18 protein-coding genes and 3 tRNA genes are annotated in these 21795 nt (G+C 69.9%); 5 read left to right on the forward strand and 16 right to left on the reverse strand.

Translation table 11 applies throughout. The features are described 5' to 3' along the window. Position 1 precedes the first annotated feature (1 nt). Genes GA707_RS10465 through GA707_RS10485 form a run of 6 tightly spaced genes read right to left on the reverse strand, consistent with a single transcriptional unit; the run spans position 2 to position 5069 of the window. Positions 2-730, reverse strand: a complete 729-nt coding sequence (locus tag GA707_RS10465) for a dihydrofolate reductase family protein (RefSeq protein WP_226963708.1) — start codon at positions 728-730, stop codon at positions 2-4. Then, positions 723-1700 carry a lysylphosphatidylglycerol synthase transmembrane domain-containing protein gene (locus tag GA707_RS10470; protein WP_193315278.1) on the reverse strand — a complete coding sequence of 326 codons (978 nt, stop codon included), beginning with the start codon at positions 1698-1700 and terminating at the stop codon, positions 723-725. Before GA707_RS10470 ends, GA707_RS10465 begins: the two co-directional genes overlap by 8 nt. After that, the gene (locus tag GA707_RS20825; protein ID WP_193315279.1) at positions 1697-2527 is read right to left on the reverse strand and encodes an SAM-dependent methyltransferase; all 831 of its coding nucleotides are present in this window, start codon (positions 2525-2527) and stop codon (positions 1697-1699) included. The genes GA707_RS10470 and GA707_RS20825 overlap by 4 nt, the downstream gene beginning before the upstream one ends. Next, positions 2524-3594, reverse strand: coding sequence for a glycosyltransferase family 4 protein (locus GA707_RS10475; RefSeq protein WP_226963709.1), 1071 nt, complete (start codon positions 3592-3594; stop codon positions 2524-2526). The genes GA707_RS20825 and GA707_RS10475 overlap by 4 nt, the downstream gene beginning before the upstream one ends. Beyond that, the gene (locus tag GA707_RS10480) at positions 3591-3986 is read right to left on the reverse strand and encodes a 6-carboxytetrahydropterin synthase (protein WP_152178393.1); all 396 of its coding nucleotides are present in this window, start codon (positions 3984-3986) and stop codon (positions 3591-3593) included. Before GA707_RS10480 ends, GA707_RS10475 begins: the two co-directional genes overlap by 4 nt. Positions 3987-4031: 45 nt before the next feature. Beyond that, on the reverse strand, positions 4032-5069 hold the full coding sequence (locus GA707_RS10485; protein WP_152178394.1) for a zinc-binding alcohol dehydrogenase: 1038 nt from the start codon (positions 5067-5069) through the stop codon (positions 4032-4034). A 161-nt stretch (positions 5070-5230) separates the two neighbouring features. On the opposite strand from GA707_RS10485, the gene GA707_RS10490 reads away from it, so the two are divergent. The 3 genes from GA707_RS10490 to GA707_RS10500 all read left to right on the forward strand — a co-directional run bounded on the left by GA707_RS10490 (position 5231) and on the right by GA707_RS10500 (position 8474). After that, positions 5231-6151 carry an ABC transporter ATP-binding protein gene (locus tag GA707_RS10490; protein ID WP_152178395.1) on the forward strand — a complete coding sequence of 307 codons (921 nt, stop codon included), beginning with the start codon at positions 5231-5233 and terminating at the stop codon, positions 6149-6151. Further along, the gene (locus GA707_RS10495) at positions 6148-7896 is read left to right on the forward strand and encodes an ABC transporter permease (protein WP_152178396.1); all 1749 of its coding nucleotides are present in this window, start codon (positions 6148-6150) and stop codon (positions 7894-7896) included. Before GA707_RS10490 ends, GA707_RS10495 begins: the two co-directional genes overlap by 4 nt. A 77-nt stretch (positions 7897-7973) precedes the next feature. After that, complete coding sequence (locus tag GA707_RS10500; RefSeq protein ID WP_152178397.1) at positions 7974-8474, forward strand: LURP-one-related/scramblase family protein; 501 nt, start codon at positions 7974-7976, stop codon at positions 8472-8474. Positions 8475-8527: 53 nt separating this feature from the next. Here GA707_RS10500 and GA707_RS10505 read toward each other — a convergent pair. The 7 genes from GA707_RS10505 to GA707_RS10535 form a co-directional block, all read right to left on the reverse strand. Next, positions 8528-8600: transfer RNA gene (locus tag GA707_RS10505), tRNA-Arg, on the reverse strand. A 339-nt stretch (positions 8601-8939) separates the two neighbouring features. Beyond that, entirely contained in the window at positions 8940-11015 is a 2076-nt protein-coding gene (locus GA707_RS10510; protein WP_152178398.1) for a M3 family metallopeptidase, read from the reverse strand. 49 nt (positions 11016-11064) lie between these two features. Continuing rightward, a complete protein-coding gene (locus tag GA707_RS10515) occupies positions 11065-12414 on the reverse strand; it encodes an aspartate aminotransferase family protein (RefSeq protein ID WP_152178399.1) in 1350 nt (449 codons plus the stop codon). Positions 12415-12670: 256 nt separating this feature from the next. Then, positions 12671-12763 (reverse strand) — tRNA-Ser (locus GA707_RS10520). Between the two features lie 83 nt (positions 12764-12846). Beyond that, on the reverse strand, positions 12847-14511 hold the full coding sequence (locus tag GA707_RS10525) for an LCP family protein (RefSeq protein ID WP_226963710.1): 1665 nt from the start codon (positions 14509-14511) through the stop codon (positions 12847-12849). A gap of 250 nt (positions 14512-14761) precedes the next feature. Continuing rightward, positions 14762-14965 carry a cold-shock protein gene (locus tag GA707_RS10530; protein ID WP_152178400.1) on the reverse strand — a complete coding sequence of 68 codons (204 nt, stop codon included), beginning with the start codon at positions 14963-14965 and terminating at the stop codon, positions 14762-14764. Between the two features lie 389 nt (positions 14966-15354). Then, positions 15355-15444 (reverse strand) — tRNA-Ser (locus tag GA707_RS10535). Positions 15445-15633: 189 nt separating this feature from the next. On the opposite strand from GA707_RS10535, the gene GA707_RS10540 reads away from it, so the two are divergent. Continuing rightward, positions 15634-15990 (forward strand): protoporphyrinogen oxidase, encoded by a 357-nt coding sequence (locus GA707_RS10540; RefSeq protein ID WP_152178401.1) that lies wholly within the window; start codon positions 15634-15636, stop codon positions 15988-15990. A 7-nt stretch (positions 15991-15997) separates the two neighbouring features. Here GA707_RS10540 and cysE read toward each other — a convergent pair whose 3' ends face one another. Continuing rightward, the gene (gene cysE, locus GA707_RS10545; RefSeq protein ID WP_152178759.1) at positions 15998-16651 is read right to left on the reverse strand and encodes a serine O-acetyltransferase; all 654 of its coding nucleotides are present in this window, start codon (positions 16649-16651) and stop codon (positions 15998-16000) included. A gap of 39 nt (positions 16652-16690) precedes the next feature. Beyond that, the gene (cysK, locus tag GA707_RS10550; RefSeq protein WP_152178402.1) at positions 16691-17617 is read right to left on the reverse strand and encodes a cysteine synthase A; all 927 of its coding nucleotides are present in this window, start codon (positions 17615-17617) and stop codon (positions 16691-16693) included. A gap of 245 nt (positions 17618-17862) precedes the next feature. Between cysK and GA707_RS10555 the strand changes: the two genes are divergently transcribed. Continuing rightward, positions 17863-20190, forward strand: coding sequence for a (Fe-S)-binding protein (locus GA707_RS10555; protein ID WP_152178760.1), 2328 nt, complete (start codon positions 17863-17865; stop codon positions 20188-20190). A 45-nt stretch (positions 20191-20235) separates the two neighbouring features. Here GA707_RS10555 and GA707_RS10560 read toward each other — a convergent pair whose 3' ends face one another. Then, complete coding sequence (locus GA707_RS10560; RefSeq protein ID WP_226963711.1) at positions 20236-21726, reverse strand: DUF294 nucleotidyltransferase-like domain-containing protein; 1491 nt, start codon at positions 21724-21726, stop codon at positions 20236-20238. Positions 21727-21795: the final 69 nt, after the last annotated feature.

Below are 21795 nucleotides of genomic sequence, written 5' to 3' on the forward strand. Positions count from 1 at the left end.
TTCACGTCCAGCCATCTCCCGCCGTCTCGGTGTCGAACCGGTCGGAGAGCGCGTAGCGCAGCAGCACCACGTCACCGAGGCGGCAGACGTCCGCCAGGCGGGCGCGTCGGTCACGGTTCCATGGGAAGTCCCCGTCACCGACCACGCGCGGAGCGCGCGAGTCGCCGACGAAGAAGGGGGCGATGACGACCTGGAGCTCGTCGGCGAGACCTCCCGTGAGGAACTGGGTGTGCACGGCCTGCCCACCCTCGACGAGGAGCCGCCGCACCCCCCGGGCGGCGAGGTCGGCGCTGACCGTGGTCATGCTCGGAGCCGATCCGGCGTCGACGACGGTCGCCACCTCGCCCAGTTCGCGGCGGAGCCGGCCCGCGGAGGCGGAGGCGCAGTACACGAGCTTCTCGGCGTCTCCCGAGGCGAAGAATGCCGCGGTCGGGTCCAGCGAGGAGTGCCGGGTGACCGTCACCTTGTGCGGTGACGCCGGACGGCCCTCGGCGACCCTCTGGGCTCGCCGTGCCTCGCCTCGCACGACGAGACGCGGGTTGTCCGTGCGGACCGTGACGGCACCGACGAGAATGGCGTCGCAGCTGGCGCGGACGGCGTCGACCCGGTCCAGGTCCTGGGCGTTGGACAGGACCAACCGCCTCTTCGTGCGGTCGTCGAGGTATCCGTCGAGCGACATGGCGCAGCTCAGCACCGTGTAGGGCAGGTCAGCGTCGGGCAGGTCAGGCACGGGCGCTCACCGCCGAGGTCCGCGATCGGCCGGCGAGGATGACGAACAGTCCTGGGAGCGCACCCACGAGGACCATCGATCCGTATGCGACGGAGACCGCCAGCCCCTCGCTCGCCTGGGCGCCGGTCGCCGCGAAGACCCAGGCGGCCGCACCTTCGCGCGGGCCCCAGCCGGCGAGGCTGAGGGGCACGGCGGCGACGAGCAGCACGAGGACCGCGGCGATCACCAGGTCGGTGACCGGCATGGCGGTCCCCACTGCTCGGGCGGCGACCACGAAGGTCGCCACGTGCCCGGAGATCGCGATCAGGGACGAGCCGAGGAGACCGAGGACCACGCGCGGCGAGGCGAGAGCGCGGCCGTCGGCGAGCGCGACCGTCGCCACCCGCGTCGGAAGGCCGCTCTTCCCCTCGGGCCACTTCACGGCAATAGGACCGAAACGACGAACGGTCGGACGCGGCTGAGACCCGGCGTGCCGCACGGTTGCGATCGCGAGGAGCGCGATGAGGACCAGCCCTCCTGCAACCAGGGCCCGAGCAGGTTCGGGCACCGGAGTGAACAGCACCGCCAGCACAGCGAGCCCGATGAGGACCACCTGCCCGCTGACCCGTTCCCACACGACGGCGCGCAGCGCGACCCGGACGTCGTCGACCCGACGCCCGTGCCGGACGCCCCGGTCGACGTCCCCGAGAACCCCACCGGGCAGGGTGAGGTTGAGGAGCAGTGAGCGGTAGTACGACGCGACAGCCAAGGACAGCGGCAGCCCGGCGGACAACCGGTCGGCGACGAGCCGCCACCGCCATGCGGAGCACACGGTCGTCAGAGCGGCGAGCAGCACCCCCACGACCAGGGTCGCCGTGTCCAGCGCCCGCAGACCTTCCCGGAACGCCGCTGCACCGATCTGCGCGACGACCAGCCCGAGGATCACCGCACCGACCAGGGGCCGGATCCATCGCCATCCGGACGGTGTCATCCGGACCCCCGGGGGGTCGCCAGGATGTCGACGTGGCCGACGGTGACCTCGAGGAGTCCGTCGACGAGCTGTTCGCGACGCAGAGCGAGATATGAGTCCGCGAACCCGCCCAGGCCCGGTCTCTGCTCGCATGCCGCACCGACCCAGCCGGCGAGCCACTCCTCCGTCAGCCGCCGGGTCTCGAATCCCAGCCGCCAGGGGCTCGAGGCCACCTCGACATCGGCCCGGCGGGCGGCGAACAGTTCCACCATCCGCCGCGGCGCATCGGGACCGAGGAGGGTCCGGCCATCGACGGTGCGACGCTGGTGGTCGTTGAAGGCGGACGCCAGCTCGGCATCGAGCGGATCCGGTGGCCAGAGCCCGACGTCCCCGGTGACGGACAGGGTGAGCAGGGCAGGGCAGCCCAGCCCGGTGCACAGGTCCACGAGCGTCGTCAGCTCGGCCAGAGTGAGGATGTCGGCCAGCGCGGACGTCGTCACGAGCGACGCTCCGCTGAGATCCCCCGGCACCAGTCGGGCCAGGTCTCCGGGCGCCACCTCGACGAGGACCGTGTGACCGTCAGGAGCCGCGGGCGGATGGGCTGCCGCGATCTCCAGAAGCGCCTCGTCGCGGTCGTGGAGCACCCACCGCTGGGAGGTAGGCAGCCGGGGGGCGAGCCACCGACCCATCGAACCGCTCCCGGAACCGAGGTCGTGGATCTCGGCGGTCTCACCGTCGGGCAGCTTCGCGGACACCGAAGCCACGAGCCGGTCGGAGCGTGCGAGCGCGTCGGCCCGCTCCCGCAGCCGCAGCCAGTGCGGGGTGACGCTGCCGGGGACCGTCGTCATGCGGCGGCCCGGCTGAGAACGGTGGAGATCGTGTGGCTGGTGTCGGACCAGTCGCGCAGGGTCGATCGCCGGGCGGCGGCCGCGGACCGCAGGTCGTCGCGCAGGTCGTGGTCGGTGAGCCACTCGCGGAGGGCCGATGCGAACGCCGCAGGCTGGGCCGGAGTGACGAGCAGGCCGGGACGCCGTCCGTCCGGCGCGGTCCCCAAGGCTTCGGGGACCCCTCCGACCGCTGCCGCGAGCACGGGGACCGCACGGGCCAGGGCCTCGGTGATCACCATCCCGTACGTCTCGAATCGGGACGGGACGACCAGGAGGTCGACGTCGGCGTACTCCGCAGCCACCGCCTCCGGCGGCGCCGACCCCGTGAAGGTCAGCCGCTCGCCCAGCCCCAGGGCAACTCCCCGGGTCAGGACGCGGTCGACGAACCCGGGCTCGACGTCCAGGGCACCGACGCACCGGCCGGACCACGGGAGGTCGGCGTCCTCGGCCAGCGCCTCGACGAGGACGTCCTGACCTTTCGTTGGGGTGATCGCACCCACGCACAGCAGTCGATGTCCACTTGCGCTCGGCACGGCCGGCTCGGCTGACGTCACCCCTGGAGAGGCGACCTGGATCCGCGAGGGGTCGACCGCATACGTCTCCACCAACCAGTCACGCGTCCACCGGCTCGTCGTGACGACTGTTGTCACCGCGTCGAGAACGGTTCGCTCCGCCGCGCGAAGGTCGGCGCCGGCGCCGGCGGCTGTCTCGAGCCCGTGCGGAAGATGGACGAGCAGAACGAGGTGGAGGCGCCCACCGTGTGCGGCGACGACGGGCGCGGCGCGTGCGGTGAGCAGACCGTCGAGCAGCACGAGCTCCCCGTCCGGGATGCCGTGGAGCGCGCCGGCGAGCGAGTCGCGGAGGGTCGCTCCGGTCCCGGCCCGTGCCGAGCCCTCGACCAGGCGCTCGTGGACGGCCCAGCCGAGCCGTTCCAGGCCTGCGCATACCATGCGGTGATACGTGTTCCCACCGCTGGGCCGCCGCGCGTCGGACACCTCCGCGGGGCCGACGACGTGCACGGCTCTCACACCGCTCGTTCGTAGGCGGCCCAGGCGATGTGCGACTCGTGCAGCGTGACCGAGAGGGAGCCGACATGGGCCACCCGACCCAGCTCGCCGGCCTGCATCCGGTCCGCCAGCCGATCCGCGACCACCTGAGCCAGCCGCTCGGTCGTCGTCGTCATCCCGGACAGGCTCGGGTCCTCGTCGAGGTTGCGGTAGGTCAGTCCACCGACGACCGCGGCGAGCGCCGCCGAAGCCGCCCCGATGTCGACGACGACCCCGTCGGCGTCCAGCGTCCCGGCGCGGAAGGTCGCATCGACGACGTAGGTCGCCCCGTGCAGTCCCTGCGCAGGGCCGAAGACCTCGCCGGGAAGGCTGTGGGCGATCATCATGTGGTCCCGCACCGTCACACTGAACATCGGCCCACCTCCTGGCTCATTGGTACGTCGGTCGAACCCGGCTCGTCAATCGGAGCCGAGCCGATGGTCACGGTCGCCACCGCCCTCGGGTCGGACGTCCGCCGCATCGTCGGTGTAGGTGACGACGTGGCACACCGCATCGAGCGTGCCATTCGCGAGGCAGGCCATCACCGCGGGCAGGTCGTCGAACGGCGAGGTGCCGCTCAGCAGAGCGTCGAAGGCCGGGTCCCGGAGCAGCTCGAGCGCGAGCCGCAGGCGGTCACCGGAAGTGCGCCGCGCCGACCGGGCAGGTGAGACCGTCCCGACCTGGCTGGAGCGGATCCGCAGCCGACCGGAGTGGAAGGCGCCCCCGAGCCGCAGGGTCACGTCGGCGTCGCCGTACCAGCTGAGGTCGACGACCGTGCCCTCGGGACCGAGCAGGTCCAGGGAGCGTTGCAGGCCGTCTGACGTCGCGCTCGCATGGACGACGACGTCCTGCGCCCTGTCGGCATCGACAGGGAGAGCGAAGCGGGCGCCGAGAGCCTCCACCACAGGCGCGCGGGAGGGGTCGACGTCGAGGACGGTGACCTCGGTGCCGGGGATGCGGACGAGGAGGCGGGTCACGCACAGCCCCACCATTCCCGCGCCCACGACGGTCACCCGGTCGCCGACCATCGCCTCCGCGTCCCAGAGGGCGTTCACCGCCGTCTCCACCGCTCCGGCCAGGACCGCGCGCTCGACGGGGACGTCATCGGGAACGAGGACCACGCCGGCCTCCGGCACGACGTAGGCCGTCTGATGCGGATAGAGACAGAACACCGTGCGGCCCAGGAGTCGCGGCGGCCCGTGCTCCACGACACCGACGTTGAGGTAGCCGTACTTGACCGGGCCGGGGAAGTCGCCCTCCTGGAACGGCGCCCGCATGGCGGCGTACTGGTCGGCAGGGACGCCTCCTCGGAAGACGAGCAGCTCCGTGCCCCGACTGACCCCCGACCGGAGCGTCCGGACGAGCACCTCGCCCGCGGCGGGCTCCCGAAGCTCCGCGGACCGGATCTCGCCGACGCCCGGCTCCCGCAGCCAGTACGCCCGAGCCTCCCCTGCCATCGCTCCTCCTCGTCCGCGGCGTGGGCCGATGCTATCCAGCGATCGCCGCCGGCCGCGCGTCGAGAGCCGAGTCCTCGCCGAGTGACCCGGGACACTCGCCGGGGCCGAGAGAAGGCCTCCGGCGGGACAATGAGTCGGGAGGCGCTGGAAGGGCAACCACCATGACGGCGATCGAGGTCACCGATCTGCGCAAGTCCTACGGGTCCGTCACGGCGGTCGACGGACTGGACCTCTTCGTCGAGACCGGGGAGGTGGTCGCCCTCCTCGGGCCCAACGGCGCCGGAAAGACCACCGTCGTGGAGATCCTCGAGGGGTACCGGCGCCCCGACGCCGGGACCGTCCGGGTGCTGGGGATGAATCCGCAGACCGGTGGTCGCGCCTTCCGGGAACGGATCGGCGTCGTCCTGCAGGAGGCGGGCTTCGAGGAGACCTTCACTCCACGGGAGCTGCTCCGACTGCACGCCGGCTACTACCCGGCTCCGCGCCCCGTGAACGAGGTGCTCCGGTTGGCCGGGCTCGAGGAGAAGGCGGATGCCCGCATCCGCACTCTCTCGGGTGGGCAGCGACGCCGTCTGGACCTGGCGCTCGGTGTCGTGGGCCGGCCCGAGATGATCTTCCTCGACGAGCCCACGACCGGGTTCGACCCATCCGCGAGACGCAACGCATGGCAGGTCGTCGACGACCTACGCGACCTCGGCGCGACCGTTCTGCTCACGACGCACTACCTCGATGAGGCCGAGCACCTCGCGGACAGCGTGGTGATCATGGACCGCGGGCGGGTCGTGGCAGCCGGGACCCCCGCCGAGCTGGCGGCACGCGCCGGTTCGGGAACCGTCATCTCCTTCCGGCTGCCCAGCGGTGTCGAGACGGTCGACCTCCCGATGGTGGGAACCGAGCGACGTGTCGCCGGGAGCGACGTCGAGGTGCGCACAACGTCCCCGACTGCGGACGTGGCCATCCTGTCCGCGTGGGCGGTGAACCGCGGGCTGGAGTTCGAGGACCTGACCCTGACGCGCCCGAGCCTCGAGGACGTCTACCTCGACCTCGTCGACGAGCATCCCGCACAGGAGGTCACGCGGTGAGCACCGCACCCAACGGGCGCGTTCCCGTCCTCGTCCGGCAGGTCAGGCATGAGCTCGTCTCCCTCCTGCGGACGCCCCTGACGATGATCTTGAGCGTCGGGTTCCCCCTCGTGTTCTTCGTCCTGCTCTCGGCTCTGATCGGCAACGTCGTCGTCGACGAAGGCACCGGCGTGCGACTGGTCCAGTTCCTCGCGCCGGCGCTCGCGTCGTTCGGGGTCATCATGGCGACGTTCTCGTTCCTGGCCTCAGGGCTTTCGGAGGCCCGTGCGACGGGGGTGCTCAAGCGCCAGACGGGAACGCCGCTTCCGCGCTGGGCACTCATCGGGGGCCGCATCGGGGCCGCAATCATCCTGGGCCTCCTGTCGGTGTCGCTCATCCTCGTGGTGGGCGTCGTCGCGTACGATCTCCAGCTCTTCGGCCGGTCGTTCGCCGCCATCGTCGTGACGCTGCTGCTGTCCTCGTTCACCTTCGCGGCGCTCGGCATAGCCCTGGCCCTGCTGCTGTCCAGACCACCGATCGTCATCGCGGTCACGAACGGCGTGGCGATCGTTCTCGCATTCATCTCGGGGGTCTTCATCGTCAGTGGGACCACGCCCGCCTGGATGAACTCGATCGCCTGGGCGTTTCCCCTCAAGCACATGGTGACCGTCTTCTCCGGCGCCCTCGACCCATACGCCACCGGCTCGGCCCTGCAGTGGGACCACCTCTCCGTCATCGCCCTCTGGGGGGTCGCGGGTTCGGCCGTGGCGTTGTGGGCGCTGCGTTCCGGCCGCGAGCACGCGACTGCCGCGCCGCAGCTGTCGACCAGTCCTCGCGCCCGGGCCGAGGACGCGCGCCCACGGCGGTCGACGCGACCCTCGGGCCACCGCCTCCTGGCCGGCCAAGTGGCGCACGCTCAGGCGATCCTGTGGCGCGACGCATCGTCGGTCTTCTTCGCCGTGGCCTTCCCCCTCCTCCTCGTGGCCATCATTCCGACGGTCAACGGCGGCGGTGACCTCGACCTCGGGGGAGGTCTGATCCTCGGCAGCTTCTTCGCCGCGACCATGGCGGTCTACGGCTCGGCCGTCACGTCGTTCGTGAACATGCCTCAGGGATTGGCCGAGGAGCGCGAGCGCGGGGTGCTCAAACGCACCCGAGGTACACCGCTGCCCACGGGGGTGATGCTCGCCGGACGTGTCGTCGCCGCCCTGGTCGTATCACTGCTGACCCTGGCGGGGATCGCTGTCCTCGCGGCCCTGATGTACTCGCCCCCCGTCCCCCCGGGATGGCCGACCGGTGTGCTGATGTTCGTCGTGTCGGCGACGACGTTCGCCATCGTCGGGCTGGCGGTCGCCTCACTCGTCCACGGCGCTCAGGCGGTGCTTGCGGCAACGCTCGGCACGTTGCTTCCGCTGTGTTTCATCTCCGACATCTTCGTTGCCGGCGTGGACCTTCCGGACGTCGTCGACACGGTGTCTTGGGTGTTCCCGCTGCGGCATGCGGCGCGGGCGATGACTGAGTCGGTGTCGAGCGTGGCCAACCCCTTCCCGTGGGAGCATCTCGCCGTGATTCTCGGGTGGGCCGTGATCGGCGTCATCGTCATTGCGAGGTGGTTCCGGTCCGAGGCCGTGAAGGAGGCGACGCCGCGATCCCGCGCCGGCACGGCACAGGCCGATCGTGGGGACTCGCGACCGGACTCGGAACTGACGGGAGCGGTCACACCGCTTCGCGGGTCGCACGCCGCGGATATCGCCCGCCGGAGGTGATGCGGCGACCTCGGGACGGGAGTCGAATGACTCTCACGCAGACCGCGTGAGACTCCAGCACGACGAGAGGACATGTCATGGGACTTCGCAACCGCGGACTCGACGGACCGACGTTCCAGATGCGCGAGAAGATGTTCGCGATCGGGGACGACTTCTGGATCGAGGACTCGGGCGGCAACAAGGTCTACCGGGTCAACGGCAAGGCGGTGCGCCTTCGTGACACGTTCATCCTCGAGGACGCCGGCGGCCACGAGCTCGCCAAGATTCAGGAGAAGAAGCTCAGCGTCCGCGACAAGATGACCATCGAGAGTGGGTCGACCACAGCGACGGTCCGTAAGCGCCTGATCGGCATCCGCGACCACTACATCGTCGACGTCGAGGGTGGTGGAGAGCTCAAAGCCCACGGCAACATCGTCGACCACGAGTACGAGATCGAGCGCGACGGGCAGAAGGTCGCCGAGGTCTCCAAGAAGTGGTTCCGCATGCGCGACACCTACGGCGTCCAACTGGCCCAGGGCCAGGACGTGCCGCTCATTCTCGCCATCACCGTGTGCGTCGACCAGATGTCACACGACTGAGACCGTCACGCGACTGAGACCGTCATATGACTGAGCCGGGTCGAGACCCAGAGCGCGCCCGAAGGGATTCGAACCCCTAACCTTCTGATCCGTAGTCAGATGCTCTATCCGTTGAGCTACGGGCGCCGGTGTTGCCCAGAGGATCACCCGGAGCAACGACGGACAACCATACCGTGCCCCACGGCGGCGGAGAAATCGCGACGGCGCCGCGATCCTCCCGGTCCCTCGACGCTCCGTCGAAGCCTCGGTGTGACGTATTCGGCACCCTCTGATACCGCCCCGGGCACACGAGGGCCAGCATGATCCACTACAGTGTGTAGTAGCACAGCGCACAGAACAGCGTCCGGCCGTCGGCACCGACGGCGTGAGACCTGGGTCGCCGGGGCCACCTTCAGTCGCCGCCTTCCGCCCCGGCGGCCCATCTGCGCGCCGGCGTGCCAGCGCCACCGTGGTTGGTGGCATCGGTCAGCCGGACAGGCCGATCCGCGCCAGCAGATGGGAGACCTCGGGGTCCCGCCCCCGGAACCGGCGGTAGGTCTCCAATGCCTCGATGGAGCCGCCTCGGGCGAGGAGCTCACGGCGAAAGTGCTCACCGGCCGACCGGGTCATCAGGGTCGGCCGGGAGGACCCGTCGGCCGCGGTCTCGGCCTGCTCTTCGAACCAGGCGACGGTGTCGGCGTCCATGACCTCGGACCAGAGGTAGGAGTAGTACCCGGCGGAGTAGCCGCCCCCGAAGATGTGGTGGAAGTACGTCGACCGGTACCGCGGTGGGACGAGCGGGAACGCGACGCCGGCCCGCTCCAGCGCTGCGGCCTCGAAGTCCTCGACGCCGGCGCCGGACGCGGGCAGCTCCGCGAGCGGCGTCTGGTGCCAGGCCTGGTCGAGGATCATCGCCTTGAGCAGCTCGAGGGTGTGGTGGCCGCTGCTCTGTCGCCCGGCGACCAGCGCCTCGACCCACTCGGTCGGGATCGACTCGCCCGTGCGATGGTGCCTGGCGTACTCCCTGATCAGGGTCGGCTCGAACGCCCAGATCTCGTTGACCTGGCTCGGGAACTCGACGAAGTCCCGTGGAACCGCGGTGCCGGCCCGGGAGGGGTAGCGCACATCCGAAAGCAGGCCGTGCAGGTCGTGGCCGAACTCGTGGAACAGGGTGATGACGTTGTCCCACGTCATCAGGCTCGGCGACCCCGGCGACGGCGGGGTCAGGTTGCACGTGTTCGTCACGACCGGCAGATCACCGAAGAGGCGTGACTGGTCGACGATGCTCGTCATCCATGCTCCACCCTGTTTCGTCGGCCGCGTGTAGGGGTCGATGACGACCGCTCCGAGCGTCGAGCCGTCCTCTTCGCGAACCTCGTACACCGACGCCTCGGCCGTGTAGCCGACGAGGTCGGGCCGGTGGTGGAAGGTGACTCCGTACAACGCCGTCGCCGCGGCGAAGACACCGTCGTGCAGGACCTGGGTGTACTCCAGGTACGGCTTGACGAGCTCCGGGTCCACACCCGAGGCGCCCGCCTCGCGGCTCGCGAGAAACTGCCAGTCCCACGCCTCGAGCCGGGCCTGCGGATCGATCATCCGCAGTCGTTCGGCGAGCACCTCGGCCTCACGGGCGGCGATCTCGACCACCCCTGGAGCGAGCCGGGCGAGCAGGTCGTTGACCGCATCGGTGGTCCGGGCACAGGCCACCTCGTGGACGTATGCGGCGTGATGGTCGTAGCCGAGCAGGGTGGCGCGCTCGGCGCGCATCCGGGCGATCCGGACGAGGAGGTCCCGGGTGTCGTGCTCACCGGAGAGTCCCCGCGACACCGACGCTTGGAACACCTCCTCGCGCAGAGCCCGGTCCTCGAGAGCGTCGAGCACCGGCTGCCCCGTCGTGTTCGTGATCGTGATGAGCCAGCCGTCCATGCCCCGGGCACGGGCCGACTCCCGGAGCCCGGCCCGCTCGTCCTCCGGCAGGCCGGCGAGTCGCGCCTCGTCGGACACGAGCACGGCCGCGGCGTTGCGCCCCTCCACGAGCAGCCGGTCGAAGGCGTTCGACATCCTGGCCAGCTCGGCGTTGAGCTCGCGCAAACGGTCCTGCGACTCGGGGGGAAGCGTGATGCCACCCCGCTCGTATGCGCGCAGGCGCTCGGCGAGATTGAACTCGTCCTCCGCGTCGAGAACGACCTCGCCGGCGGCGGCGCGGTCGCGCAGCTGGGTGAGGCGCGCATACAGGGCAGGGTCCAGCAGGATGGCGTCGGCGTGCTCGGCCAGCCGAGGCATGTACTCGGCCATGATCGCGTCCCGCTCCGGGTTGGTGTCCGCCGCCTTGGCGACCCAGAACGCCGAGAGCGTGCGCTCAAGCGTCGCTCCCGATCGCTCCCATGCGTGCAGGACGTTCTCGACCGTTGCAGGCGACTCGTCGTGCCCGAGCTCGCGGAGGGCGGCGAGCTGCTCGCCCATCCCGACGTTCAGTGCCTCACGGACGTGGTCCTCGGTGATCGAGGCGTAGTCCGGGAGTGAGAAGGGCAGCGTCGACGGGCTCAGGAGCGGGTTCGTCATACCACCCATCCCAACACAGGGCGGCCCCGAGTGAGGCCTACCCCCGAGCTCAGAGCGCCTGGTCGACCACCGTGAGCGCCTCGTCGAGGATCTCCAGACCCTTGGTCAGGTCCTCGTCGCCGATCGTCAGCGGCGGGACGACGTGGGTGCGGTTGAAGTGGACGAAGGGCCACAGTCCCATGCCCTTGCACGCGGCCGCGAAGTCGGCCATCGGCTTGGCCGCGGCCCCGCTGGCGTTGTAGGGGACGAGCGGCTCGCGGGTCTCGCGGTCCTTGACCAGCTCGAGCGCCCAGAAGACCCCGAGGCCCCGCACCTCGCCGACGCTGGGGTGGCGCTCGGCGATCTGGGCGAGGGCCGGCCCGATCAGGTCGGTCCCGAGATCCCGCGCCCGCTCGACGATGCCCTCCTCCTCGAAGATCCGGATCGACGCCACCGCGCTGGCGCAGGCGAGCGGGTGCCCGGAGTACGTGAGGCCGCCGGGGTAGGGACGTTCGGCGAAGGTGTCCGAGATCGCCCGGCTCATCACGACGCCCCCGAGCGGCACATACCCGCTGTTGACGCCCTTGGCGAAGGTGATGAGATCTGGCGTGACGCCCCACCGGTCGATCGCGAACCACTCGCCGCACCGGCCGAAGCCGGCCATGACCTCGTCGGCGATGAGCATGATCCCGTGCTCGTCGCAGATCTGTCGCACCCCGGCGAGGTAGCCCTCCGGCGGGACGAGGATGCCGTTGGTGCCGACGACGGTCTCCAGGATGATCGCGGCGACCGTGTGGGGACCCTCGACCATGAGGACGTCACGCAGGTGCTGCAGGGCGCGCACCCGCTCCTCCTCCGGGCTCGCGCTATGGAACGGGGAGCGGTAGGGATACGGACCCCAGAAGTGCTTCACGCCCGGGATCGAGGGCTCGGAGCCCCATCGGCGCGGGTCGCCCGTCATGGCGATCGCGCCGGCGGTGGCGCCGTGATAGCTGCGGTATGCCGCGAGCACCTTGGTGCGGCCGGTGTGCAGTCGGGCCATCCGAAGTGCGTTCTCTGTAGCCTCGGCGCCGCCGTTGGTGAAGAACACCATGTCCATGCCGTCCGGCGCCTTCTCCGAGATGAGGCGGGCGGCGGTGGAGCGCGACTCGTAGGCGAAGCCCGGGGCGAGCGTGCACATCTTCGTCGCCGCCTGCTGGATGGCCTCGACCATCTTCGGGTGCTGGTAGCCGAGGTTGGCGTGCACGAGCCCCGACGAGAAGTCGAGGTACGTCGTCCCGTGGTGGTCGGTGAACCGCACCCCCTCGGCGGACGCGATCGGCAGCGGGTCGATGACCTTCTGCGCCGACCATGAGTGGAAGACGTAAGCGGTGTCCTCGTCCTTGACGCGCTGGGCCTCGGTGCTCAGGTGGTGACTCATGGTTGCAGAGTAGTCCGCCGCCCGGATCGGTTCAGGTGGACGGTGCAGGGGACGGTCGGTTCGGATGGCTCTGGGTCGGGTGGAGTCACGAACGCGCGGGAATCCGGGCGTTCGTGACTCCAGTGGCGGGGGGCGGAGGGTGGAGGGAACCGCGCTCGCGCCCCAATCGTGCCTCGCGGGCCGGTCGCGCTCCCGGCATCCCTCCCCCCGCAGACGGCGAAGGGCCCCCTGCGCAAGCTCGGGGGCCCTTGCCGTCTGGCGGAGGTGGAGGGATTTGAACCCTCGATGGGCGGTTAGCCCAAACCGCATTAGCAGTGCGGCGCCATAGACCGGACTAGGCGACACCTCCACGGCCCGCACAGGTTATCTGCCCGGGGCGGCTCTGGCCAAAATCTGCCGACGAGTGAACCGACGTGAGGACCCGGAGGCGGATCAGCTGCAGATGTCCTCGTCGGCGGTGCGGACGGAGATGCCGCTCGTCGCCGTCGACGCTCCCAGGTTCTCGGCCGTCGCCGGCATCGGCGGCAGGGGCTCGAAGCCGAGGCGGTTCGGAACCTCGACCGGGTTCATCGCGCCGGGACCCATCTGGACGACGACCGGCCCGACGACCGTCTCGTCCTCGACGAGCTCGCTCCCCGGGAACGCCGCCTGGACGGTTCGAGCCGCCTCGGCGTTCTCCGACGAGTGCCGGATCACCGTCCCCGTCACCTCACCGACGGGCAGGTTCCCCCCGAGCATCGAGACGAACCCCTGCACCGCGAGCGCACGCGCTGTCTGTGCCGACAGGCCGCTGACGCCCGAGGCGTTGACGATCGAGACCGAGATCTGGTCGGGGCTGACGGTGAGCGGCTCGCTCGGGGTCGTCATGGACGCACTGCCCGTTGCGGACGGAGTGGGCTCATCGGCGCTGAGCGGCCGGTCGTAGCGGATCGCCTCCCACAACGCGTTCGCCTCCTCGGTCCACTGCACCCGGTTCGGGTCCTCGGGATAGACCTCGGTCGGGACGGTCACGAACTCGACCTTGCTCAGCCCGATGGACCGGACACTGTTGGCGATCCGAGCGAGCTCGGTGGTGCTCAGCTCGCTGTCGGTCGTCATCGACTCGGTCGCCGCGTCGAGGAAGGAGTACAACCGGTCCGGCCGAAGCAGCAGCGAGGTGGAGGTCGCCTTCTGGGCGACCGACGACATGAAGGCCTGCTGACGACCGATGCGACCGAGGTCCGACCCATCGCCGATCTCCTTGCGCACGCGCACGTAGCCGAGCGCCTGTTTGCCGTCCAGGACATGCCGCCCGGCCGCCAGCTCGAACTGAGCATCCGGGTCGCTCACGTCCTGCGGAAGGCAGACCTCGATCCCGCCGAGTGCGTCGACCATGCGGGTGAAGCCGGCGAAGTCGATGACGATGAAGTGGTCGATCCGGATATCGGTGTTGCCCTCGAGGGTGCGGATCACACAGGGTGCGCCGCCCTGGTTGAAGTTCATGTTCCACTGCCGGACGACGCCGTTGTCGACGGTCGACGACAGGTCGTTGCAGTCCTCCGGCGCCGGCACCATCGAGTCGCGGGGAATGGAGACGACCATGGCCCGGCTGCGGTCGGAGGAGAGGTGGACCAGCAGGTTGGTGTCCGAGTGGGCTCCACCCTCGACGGTGTCGCTGCCGTACTCCGTCGTGCCGATGCCCTGACGGGTGTCCGAGCCCATGACGAGGATGTTCAGCTGACCCTCGACGGCGGCCGTCGGCCGATCTGTCCCGATCGAGTCGAGCAGGTCGATGGTGTCGATGTTTCCGGAGAGGTTCGCGTACGCGACACCCAGGCCCAGCAGCCCGGTGACGAGCACGGCGGCGATCGCCCACCTGGTCCGGCGCCACCCCCTGGGAGGACGGCCACCTGGTGCCGACCGACGGGCGCTGTGCCGCTGCTGGACCTTGAGCGACCGGCGGGTGGGGTGACCATCCCTCATCGCCATCACCGCCGTGTCCGGCCCGGGCTCCCCGGCGCGACGCTGCGAGCGGCGTTCGGCCGCTTCGCGCATCGACCGGCGGGTGGGGAACTCTGGAACGGAGGCGCGCGAAGCCTCGTTCTCCCAACCGCTCACGCTAGCGCGCCTCTTTCTTGACGTCTCGCTGGTGCCTGTCTGTCCATGATCCGCGGGGAAGTCTAGACAGAGATTCTGAGTGCTGTCTGAAAGGCGCGCGAGACACTCGCGCCAGCCGCATACGGTATGCGCTGGTCACGCGGTCGTTGGCGAAGAGATGTCGTTGGCGAAGAGATGAGGTGCAGGAGACAACGGAAAGGCGGCCCCCACCGGGGACCGCCTTTCCGCGACCGTTGAGGTCGGAGGTCTGTCAGATCGCGCGAACCTGGTCGGCCTGCGGACCCTTGGGGCCCTCGGTGACCTGGAACTCGACACGCTGTGCCTCGTCGAGGCTGCGGTATCCGCTGGAGTCGATCGCGGTGTAGTGAACGAACACGTCGGGGCCGCCGCCGTCCTGGGCGATGAAACCGAAGCCCTTCTCAGCGTTGAACCACTTCACGGTGCCCTGTGCCATCGGGTGTAACTCTTTTCCTGTGTGTCGCTCGCGAAGGGGCACGTCGCCCGAACGCGTCAGCTGCCGATCGGGCCTCCCCGATCAAACGTGCAACCGCGCTGAACGCTAGCAGAGATGGGTATGCCGACGCCGGGTGAACGAGGGCCGGACATGCGGTCTCACGTGGCGGAATGTCCGGCGCCTGGCGTCGTGCCGGCGCGGCTGTGGGCGCACGGCTTTCGAGCGCGCTGCGCGGGTGGGTGTGCGCTCGAGCATGCGCTGCGCGCATCGCTCGATCGCGGCGGAGGCGTGGGAACCGTCGGGCTCGTTCCTCGCCCTCCTCCCGAATCCCGCATGCTGAAAGTGCAGAACCCGGGGAGCCTCGTTCCTCGGCCCCCGGAACCCGCACGCGGAGGGCGTGGGATTCGAACCCACGAAGCCGGGGCTACCGACTTAGCGGTTTTCAAGACCGCCGCACTAGGCCACTATGCGAGCCCTCCTGCGCCGCCGCATCGGCGACAGCCCCACCAGAGTACGTCGTCCGGCCCCACCCCACGGTCGAGGCGGTGTCGACACCTCCTGGGCCTGTGCCGGACGTGGAAGCGCGTCACGACCGCAGCCGAGGTCCACGTCGACTAGGGTCGAGAATCCGGCACGAACAGCCACTGACCAGCACGGAAGGATCCATCATGGCCAAGCTCTCGTTCCTCGTCGGCGCCGCGGTCGGCTACGTCCTCGGCGCGCGCGCCGGGCACCAGCGCTACGAGCAGATCAAGGCGCTGTCGTCCAAGGCGTGGCACAGCGGCCCGGTCCAACAGCAGGTCGACAAGGGCAAGGAGGCCGCGCGCACTCAGCTGGCCCCCGCCGTCGCCGACGCCGTCAGCACCGCGGCGAAGTCCACCGCCGACAGGCTGCGCAGCGAGAAGACCGTGTCCGGAGAGGCGGTGCTCCCCACGATGGAGGCGCGCGTCGAGTCCGGCGAGTCGGTCCACGAGGGGGATCCGCTCGAGCCCCCGGAGGAGACCGAGCAGCAGAGCGAGCGCTGATCCGCCGTCAGATGAAGATGGCCGGGTCGCGGAACAGCGCCTCGTAGGGGTCCTCGCCCTGCCGCTCGGGGTAGCGGACCTGGGCGGGGATACCCGTCGCGACTGCACCGTCGGGGATGTCCTTGACGACGACCGAGTTCGCGCCGATCTGCACGCCGTCGCCCACCTCGATCGCGCCGAGGATCTTCGCTCCCGCGCCGACGGTGACCCGGGAGCCGAGCGTGGGGTGTCGTTTGACCTTCGCGAGGGACCGGCCACCCAGGGTCACGCCGTGGTACAGCATGACGTCGTCGCCGATCTCGGCCGTCGCGCCGATGACGACACCCATGCCGTGGTCGATGAAGAACCGCCGTCCGATCTGCGCCCCCGGGTGGATCTCCACACCGGTCACCGACCGTGTCGCCGTCGACAGCAGCCGTGCCGCCGGCTTGAGTCGCTCCCGTCGCCACATCGCGTGGGCGAGCCGGTAGGACCAGATCGCGTGCAGGCCGGGCGAGTTGAGAGCCACATCGGCCCGGGTCTCGGCCGCCGGGTCGCGCTCCATCGCCGCATCGAGGTCCTCACGGACCCGGTCCCGGGCGGTGCGCACGAACGAGCGCACCCGCCCCACCGCGCGCGAGGCGCGACGGGAGCGGAACTCGCCATCCGCATACAAGTTCATGGTCATCGGGGTCTGGTTCCTGCCGTCGGGTTGCTTTCGTCAGTCGCCCAGACCCTCGAAGAGGATCGTGGACAGGTAGCGCTCGCCGAAGCTGGGGATGATGACGACGATCGTCTTGCCGGCGTTCTCCGGGCGGGTCGCGACGACGTTGGCGGCGGCGAGCGCGGCGCCGGAGGAGATCCCGACGAGCAGGCCCTCCTCGGTCGCGGCCTTGCGCGCCCACTCGACCGCCGTGCCGGCATTGACGTCGATGACCTCGTCATAGATCTCGGTGTCGAGGATCTCGGGGACGAAGTTGGCGCCGATGCCCTGGATCTTGTGCGGACCGGGCGCACCGCCGTTGAGGATCGCGGACTCCTCGGGCTCGACGGCGATCATCTGCACACCGGGCTTGCGCTGCTTGAGCACCTGTCCCACGCCGGTGATCGTGCCGCCGGTGCCGATGCCGGCGATGACGATGTCGACCTCTCCGTCGGTGTCCTTCCAGATCTCCTCGGCCGTGGTCCGGCGGTGGATCTCGGGGTTCGCGGCGTTGGCGAACTGACGGGCCAGAACCGCCCCGCGCTCCTGTGCGATCTCGTCGGCCTTGGCGACCGCGCCCTTCATGCCCTCCGAGCCCGGGGTGAGGACGAGCTCGGCGCCGTAGGCCCGCAGCAGGGTCTTGCGCTCCTGGCTCATCGTCTCGGGCATCGCGAGGACGACGGTGTAGCCGCGGGCCGCACCGACCATCGCGAGCGCGATGCCGGTGTTGCCGGAGGTCGCCTCGACGATCGTCCCACCCGGCTGGAGCTCCCCGCTGGCCTCGGCGGCGTCGATGATCGAGACACCGATCCGGTCCTTGACCGAGTTGGCAGGGTTGTAGAACTCGAGCTTGGCGGCCACGGTGGCCTGCGAGTCGATGATCCGGTTGATCCGCACGAGCGGCGTGTTCCCGATCAGCTGCGTGACGTCGGCGTGGATGGGCACGGAAGGCTCCTTCGGTGACTGTGATGCGGTCAGGGTCGACACGTCGATAGGTGACACGTCAAGACTTATGCCGATGATAAGTCGCTGTTATCACAGCCTATTCCCGCGAACCGGTCCGCGGACCGGGCAGGACCGGCCCGCACTCCGCGTGGCGGGACCCCGACGACCGGGTATGCGTGGGGCGAGTCTCATCACACCGCGGAGGTAAGCAAGCGCTCACCCAACGTAGACTCGCGCGCATGGACCTGAGCCCTCTGCAGATCGTGCTCATCGCGCTGTGCTTCACCATCCCGCTCGTCGGATGGGCCCTGCTCTTCCGGCAGGTCGCACGATTCTGGACGTACTTCCGGCTCGGTCAGCCGGTCCAGCGCAGCGACGACCCGAGGGCCCGGTCGCTGACCCTGGTCCGGGAGTTCCTCGGGCACACCCGGATGTCGCGGCTGCCGATCGTCTCGATCGCGCACTGGTTCACGGCCCTGTCCTTCTTCCTGCTCTTCGCCACTCTGGTCAACGCGTTCTTCCAGCTCATCTGGGCCGACTTCCGGCTCCCGGTCATCGGGCACTTCCCGCCGTTCGAGTGGCTCGTCGAGCTGTTCGCCTGGGCCGGCTGGCTCGGCATCATCGCCCTGATCGTCATCCGGCAGCGGAACCACCCGCGGTCGGCGGCCGGTGAGCAGGGCCGACGCTCACGATTCTTCGGGTCGACCTGGTGGCAGGCGTACTACGTCGAGTTCACGATCCTCGCCGTGACGACCTGCATCATCACGCTGCGCACCCTCGAGGCCGCCCTCGTGAAGCTCACCGAGCCCGAGACGAGCATCGGCCTGCACTTCCCGCTGACCGGCTGGCTCTCCGGCATCTGGTCCGGCCTCTCCGAGGACGCCATCCGCAACTGGATCTACGTCATCGCCGCGATCAAGATCCTCGTGTCGTTCGCGTGGATGATCACGATCGCGCTCCAGCCGACCATGGGGGTCGCCTGGCACCGCTTCCTCGCCTTCCCGAACATCTGGTTCAAGCGCTTCGCCGACGGCCGCACCGCCCTCGGGGCACTGCAGCCGATCCACGTGCAGGGCAAGGAGCTTGACTTCGAGGAGATCGAGGAGCTCGACGAGGACGCCGCCCTCGGCGTGGGCAAGGTCGAGGACTTCACGTGGAAGGGTCTGCTCGACTTCTCCACATGCACCGAGTGCGGACGGTGCCAGAGCCAGTGCCCGGCCTGGAACACCGACAAGCCGCTCTCCCCCAAGCTGCTCATCATGACCCTACGCGACCACGCGAACGCCAAGGCGCCCTACCTCCTGGCCACCGAGGACGAGCGCGGCGCTCTCGACGAGGCGGTGACGAAGGTCGCGCAGACCTCCTTGATCGGCGCCACCGGGTACGACCCCGCCCGGCCGCTCACCGCATACAACCCCTTCGGGAGCACTGCGGACGGGGCAGACGCCGGTGCGGTCATTGACGAGGACGTCCTGTGGTCCTGCACGACCTGCGGGGCCTGCGTCGAGCAGTGCCCGGTCGACATCGAGCACGTCGACCACATCGTCGACATGCGCCGCTACCAGAACCTCATCGAGAGCGCCTTCCCGAGTGAGCTCGGCGGGCTGTTCAAGAACCTGGAGAACAAGGGCAACCCGTGGGGTATGGGCGCGCGGGCCCGGCTCGACTGGGCCAAGGACCTGCCGTTCCCGGTCAAGATCCTCGGTCAGGACGTGGAGTCGGCGGACGATGTCGACTACCTCTTCTGGGTCGGCTGCGCCGGCGCCTACGAAGACCGCGCCAAGAAGACGACGCGCGCCGTGGCCGAGCTGCTCGACGCGGCCGGGGTGAGCTTCGCGATCCTCGGTGACGGCGAGACGTGCACCGGCGACTCCGCACGTCGCGCGGGCAACGAGTTCCTCTATCAGATGCTGGCCCAGCAGAACGTCGAGGTGCTCAACGAGGTCGGCGCCACGAAGATCGTCGTCACCTGTGCGCACTGCTTCAACACGATCAAGAACGAGTACCCGCAGCTGGGCGGGACGTACGAGGTCGTCCACCACACCCAGCTGCTCAACCGGCTCGTGCGCGAGAAGCGGCTCGTTCCCGTCGCCCGTCCGAGCGAGGCGCCCGGCATGTCGAGTGCGAAGAACCCGGCCTCGACAGCGCCGACCGTGACCTATCACGACCCGTGCTACCTCGGCCGGCACAACCACGTGTATGCGCCACCCAGGGAGCTCATCGGCTCCCTACCCGGCGTGGAGCTCACGGAGATGCCACGCAGCGGCGAGACCTCCTTCTGCTGCGGCGCCGGCGGCGCCCGGATGTGGATGGAGGAGAAGCTCGGGACGCGGGTCAACATGAACCGGACCGAGGAGGCCCTGGCGACCGGCGCCCAGCGGATCGCCATCGGCTGCCCGTTCTGCCGGGTCATGATCTCCGACGGCCTCACCGCCAAGCAGGCCGAGGGTGTCGGCGAGGAGGTCGAGGTCGTCGACGTCGCCCAGATGCTGCTCGCCGCGGTCAAGCGCGGCCAGGAGCCCGAGCCCGTCGAGGAGACTGCACCGGAACCCGCTCCCGCCCCGGCCGGCTGAGCCGAGGGGTTCGTCCCTCACGCTCGGTGGGTGTGACTCGGGCGCTCAGCGGAGCATGCCGGTGCCCTGGCCGATGGCGGACTGCATCGTCCGCACGACGAGGAACGCCTCACGCAGGTGCTCGCGTTCGAAGTCGGACAGGTCCTTGGGGTTGAGGAAGTTGGTTGCGGACTCGCCGGCCTCGATGCGGCGGGCCTGGTGCTCGAGCCGGATCGTCGCGATGACGTCGTAGGCCTCGACGAGATCGCGCCCGCCGGACTGCGAGATGACGCCCGACTCGCCCGCGGCGAGGAGTCGGTCGCGGGTGTTGACCGGGGTGAGCCGACCACGGAGCGCATACAGACGACCCAGGTCGACGATCGGGATGACACCGTTCAGTTTGAGGTCCACTGTGTTGCGGTGGTCACCGCTGCGCGGGGTGGCGATCCCCCGCAGGAATGTCAGCGGGGGGGCGTGCAGCATGGAGTTCGAGATCATGTGCGCGACGAAGATCTGGTTCGCGCTGGCCCGCCGGAGCGTGTCGTGCTGGAGTCCGGTGAACAGCGAGGTGTCGCCCGCGATGGGACGCAGGTCGAACATGACGGAGGCGAGCATCTGCGCCTTGGGGTCCGGATGCTCGATCCAGCGGTCGAAGTACTCCCGCCAGACCCGCAGCGGCTGGCGCCACTGGGCGTTGGTCGCCATCATCTCCCCGGAGCAGTACTCGTATCCGCACGCCGCCAGTCCGTCCGAGACGATCGTCGCGAGGCGGGCGAAGTAGACGTCGTGCTCCGGCCGCGCGGTGTCGTCGAGGATCAGGCCGTTGTCCTGGTCGGTGACGCCGGTCTGTTCGCGCCGGCCCTGCGACCCGCACGCCGCCCAGACGTACGGGGCGGGCGGCGGGCCCAGCTCGGCCTCGGCGAGCGCCAGGAGCCGTCGGGTGACGGCGTCCGCGACGTCGGTGACCCGCCGCGTGACCTCTGCGTGGGGGTAGCGGCTCCCGACGAGCCGGACGAGCAGATCGGGCAGCGCCCGGGTGACGTCGACCATCTCGGCGACGGACTCGGTCGCTCCGATGTCGTAGGTGAGCAGGTCCGTGGAAAGCGCCTGGACCCGCGTCAGGTCGGTCGAGGTGACCAGCCCGACCAGTCGTCCGTCGTCGGCGATCGGCACGTGGCTGATCCCCCGGTCGAGCATGAGCCGGAGCAGGTCGGCGACGAGAGCCGTGCTCGGGAGAGTGACCGGGTCGGCCGTCATGACCTCGGCGACCGGGGCGTCGGATGAGCGCCCCTCGGCGAGAACCCGGTTGGTCAGGTCGCGGACCGTGAGGATGCCCACGACCGCCCCCGCGACGACGACGGGAAGGCACGAGATGCGTTCGGCCCGCATGAGGCGGGCCGCCTCGGCGATGGGGGTCTGTGGGGAAACCGTCACCGGGTCTCGTGTGACGAGGTCCGTGGCTGGCGTGCTCACGAGGTCCGTGGCGTGCATCGCCCGCTCGGGGCGGTCGAAGGTCCGCGCGTCAGCGCGCTCCTGCGTCTCGGAGGGCTCCGCCATGTCGCTCACGCTAGCCGCATCTGCGCTCCCTCGGGTGCGGCGCCGTGGTGCGGTGCGCCACGATGGGGT

Origin of the sequence: Nostocoides sp. F2B08, assembly GCF_009184895.1 — a bacterium.
Classification (GTDB): Bacteria; Actinomycetota; Actinomycetes; order Actinomycetales; family Dermatophilaceae; genus F2B08.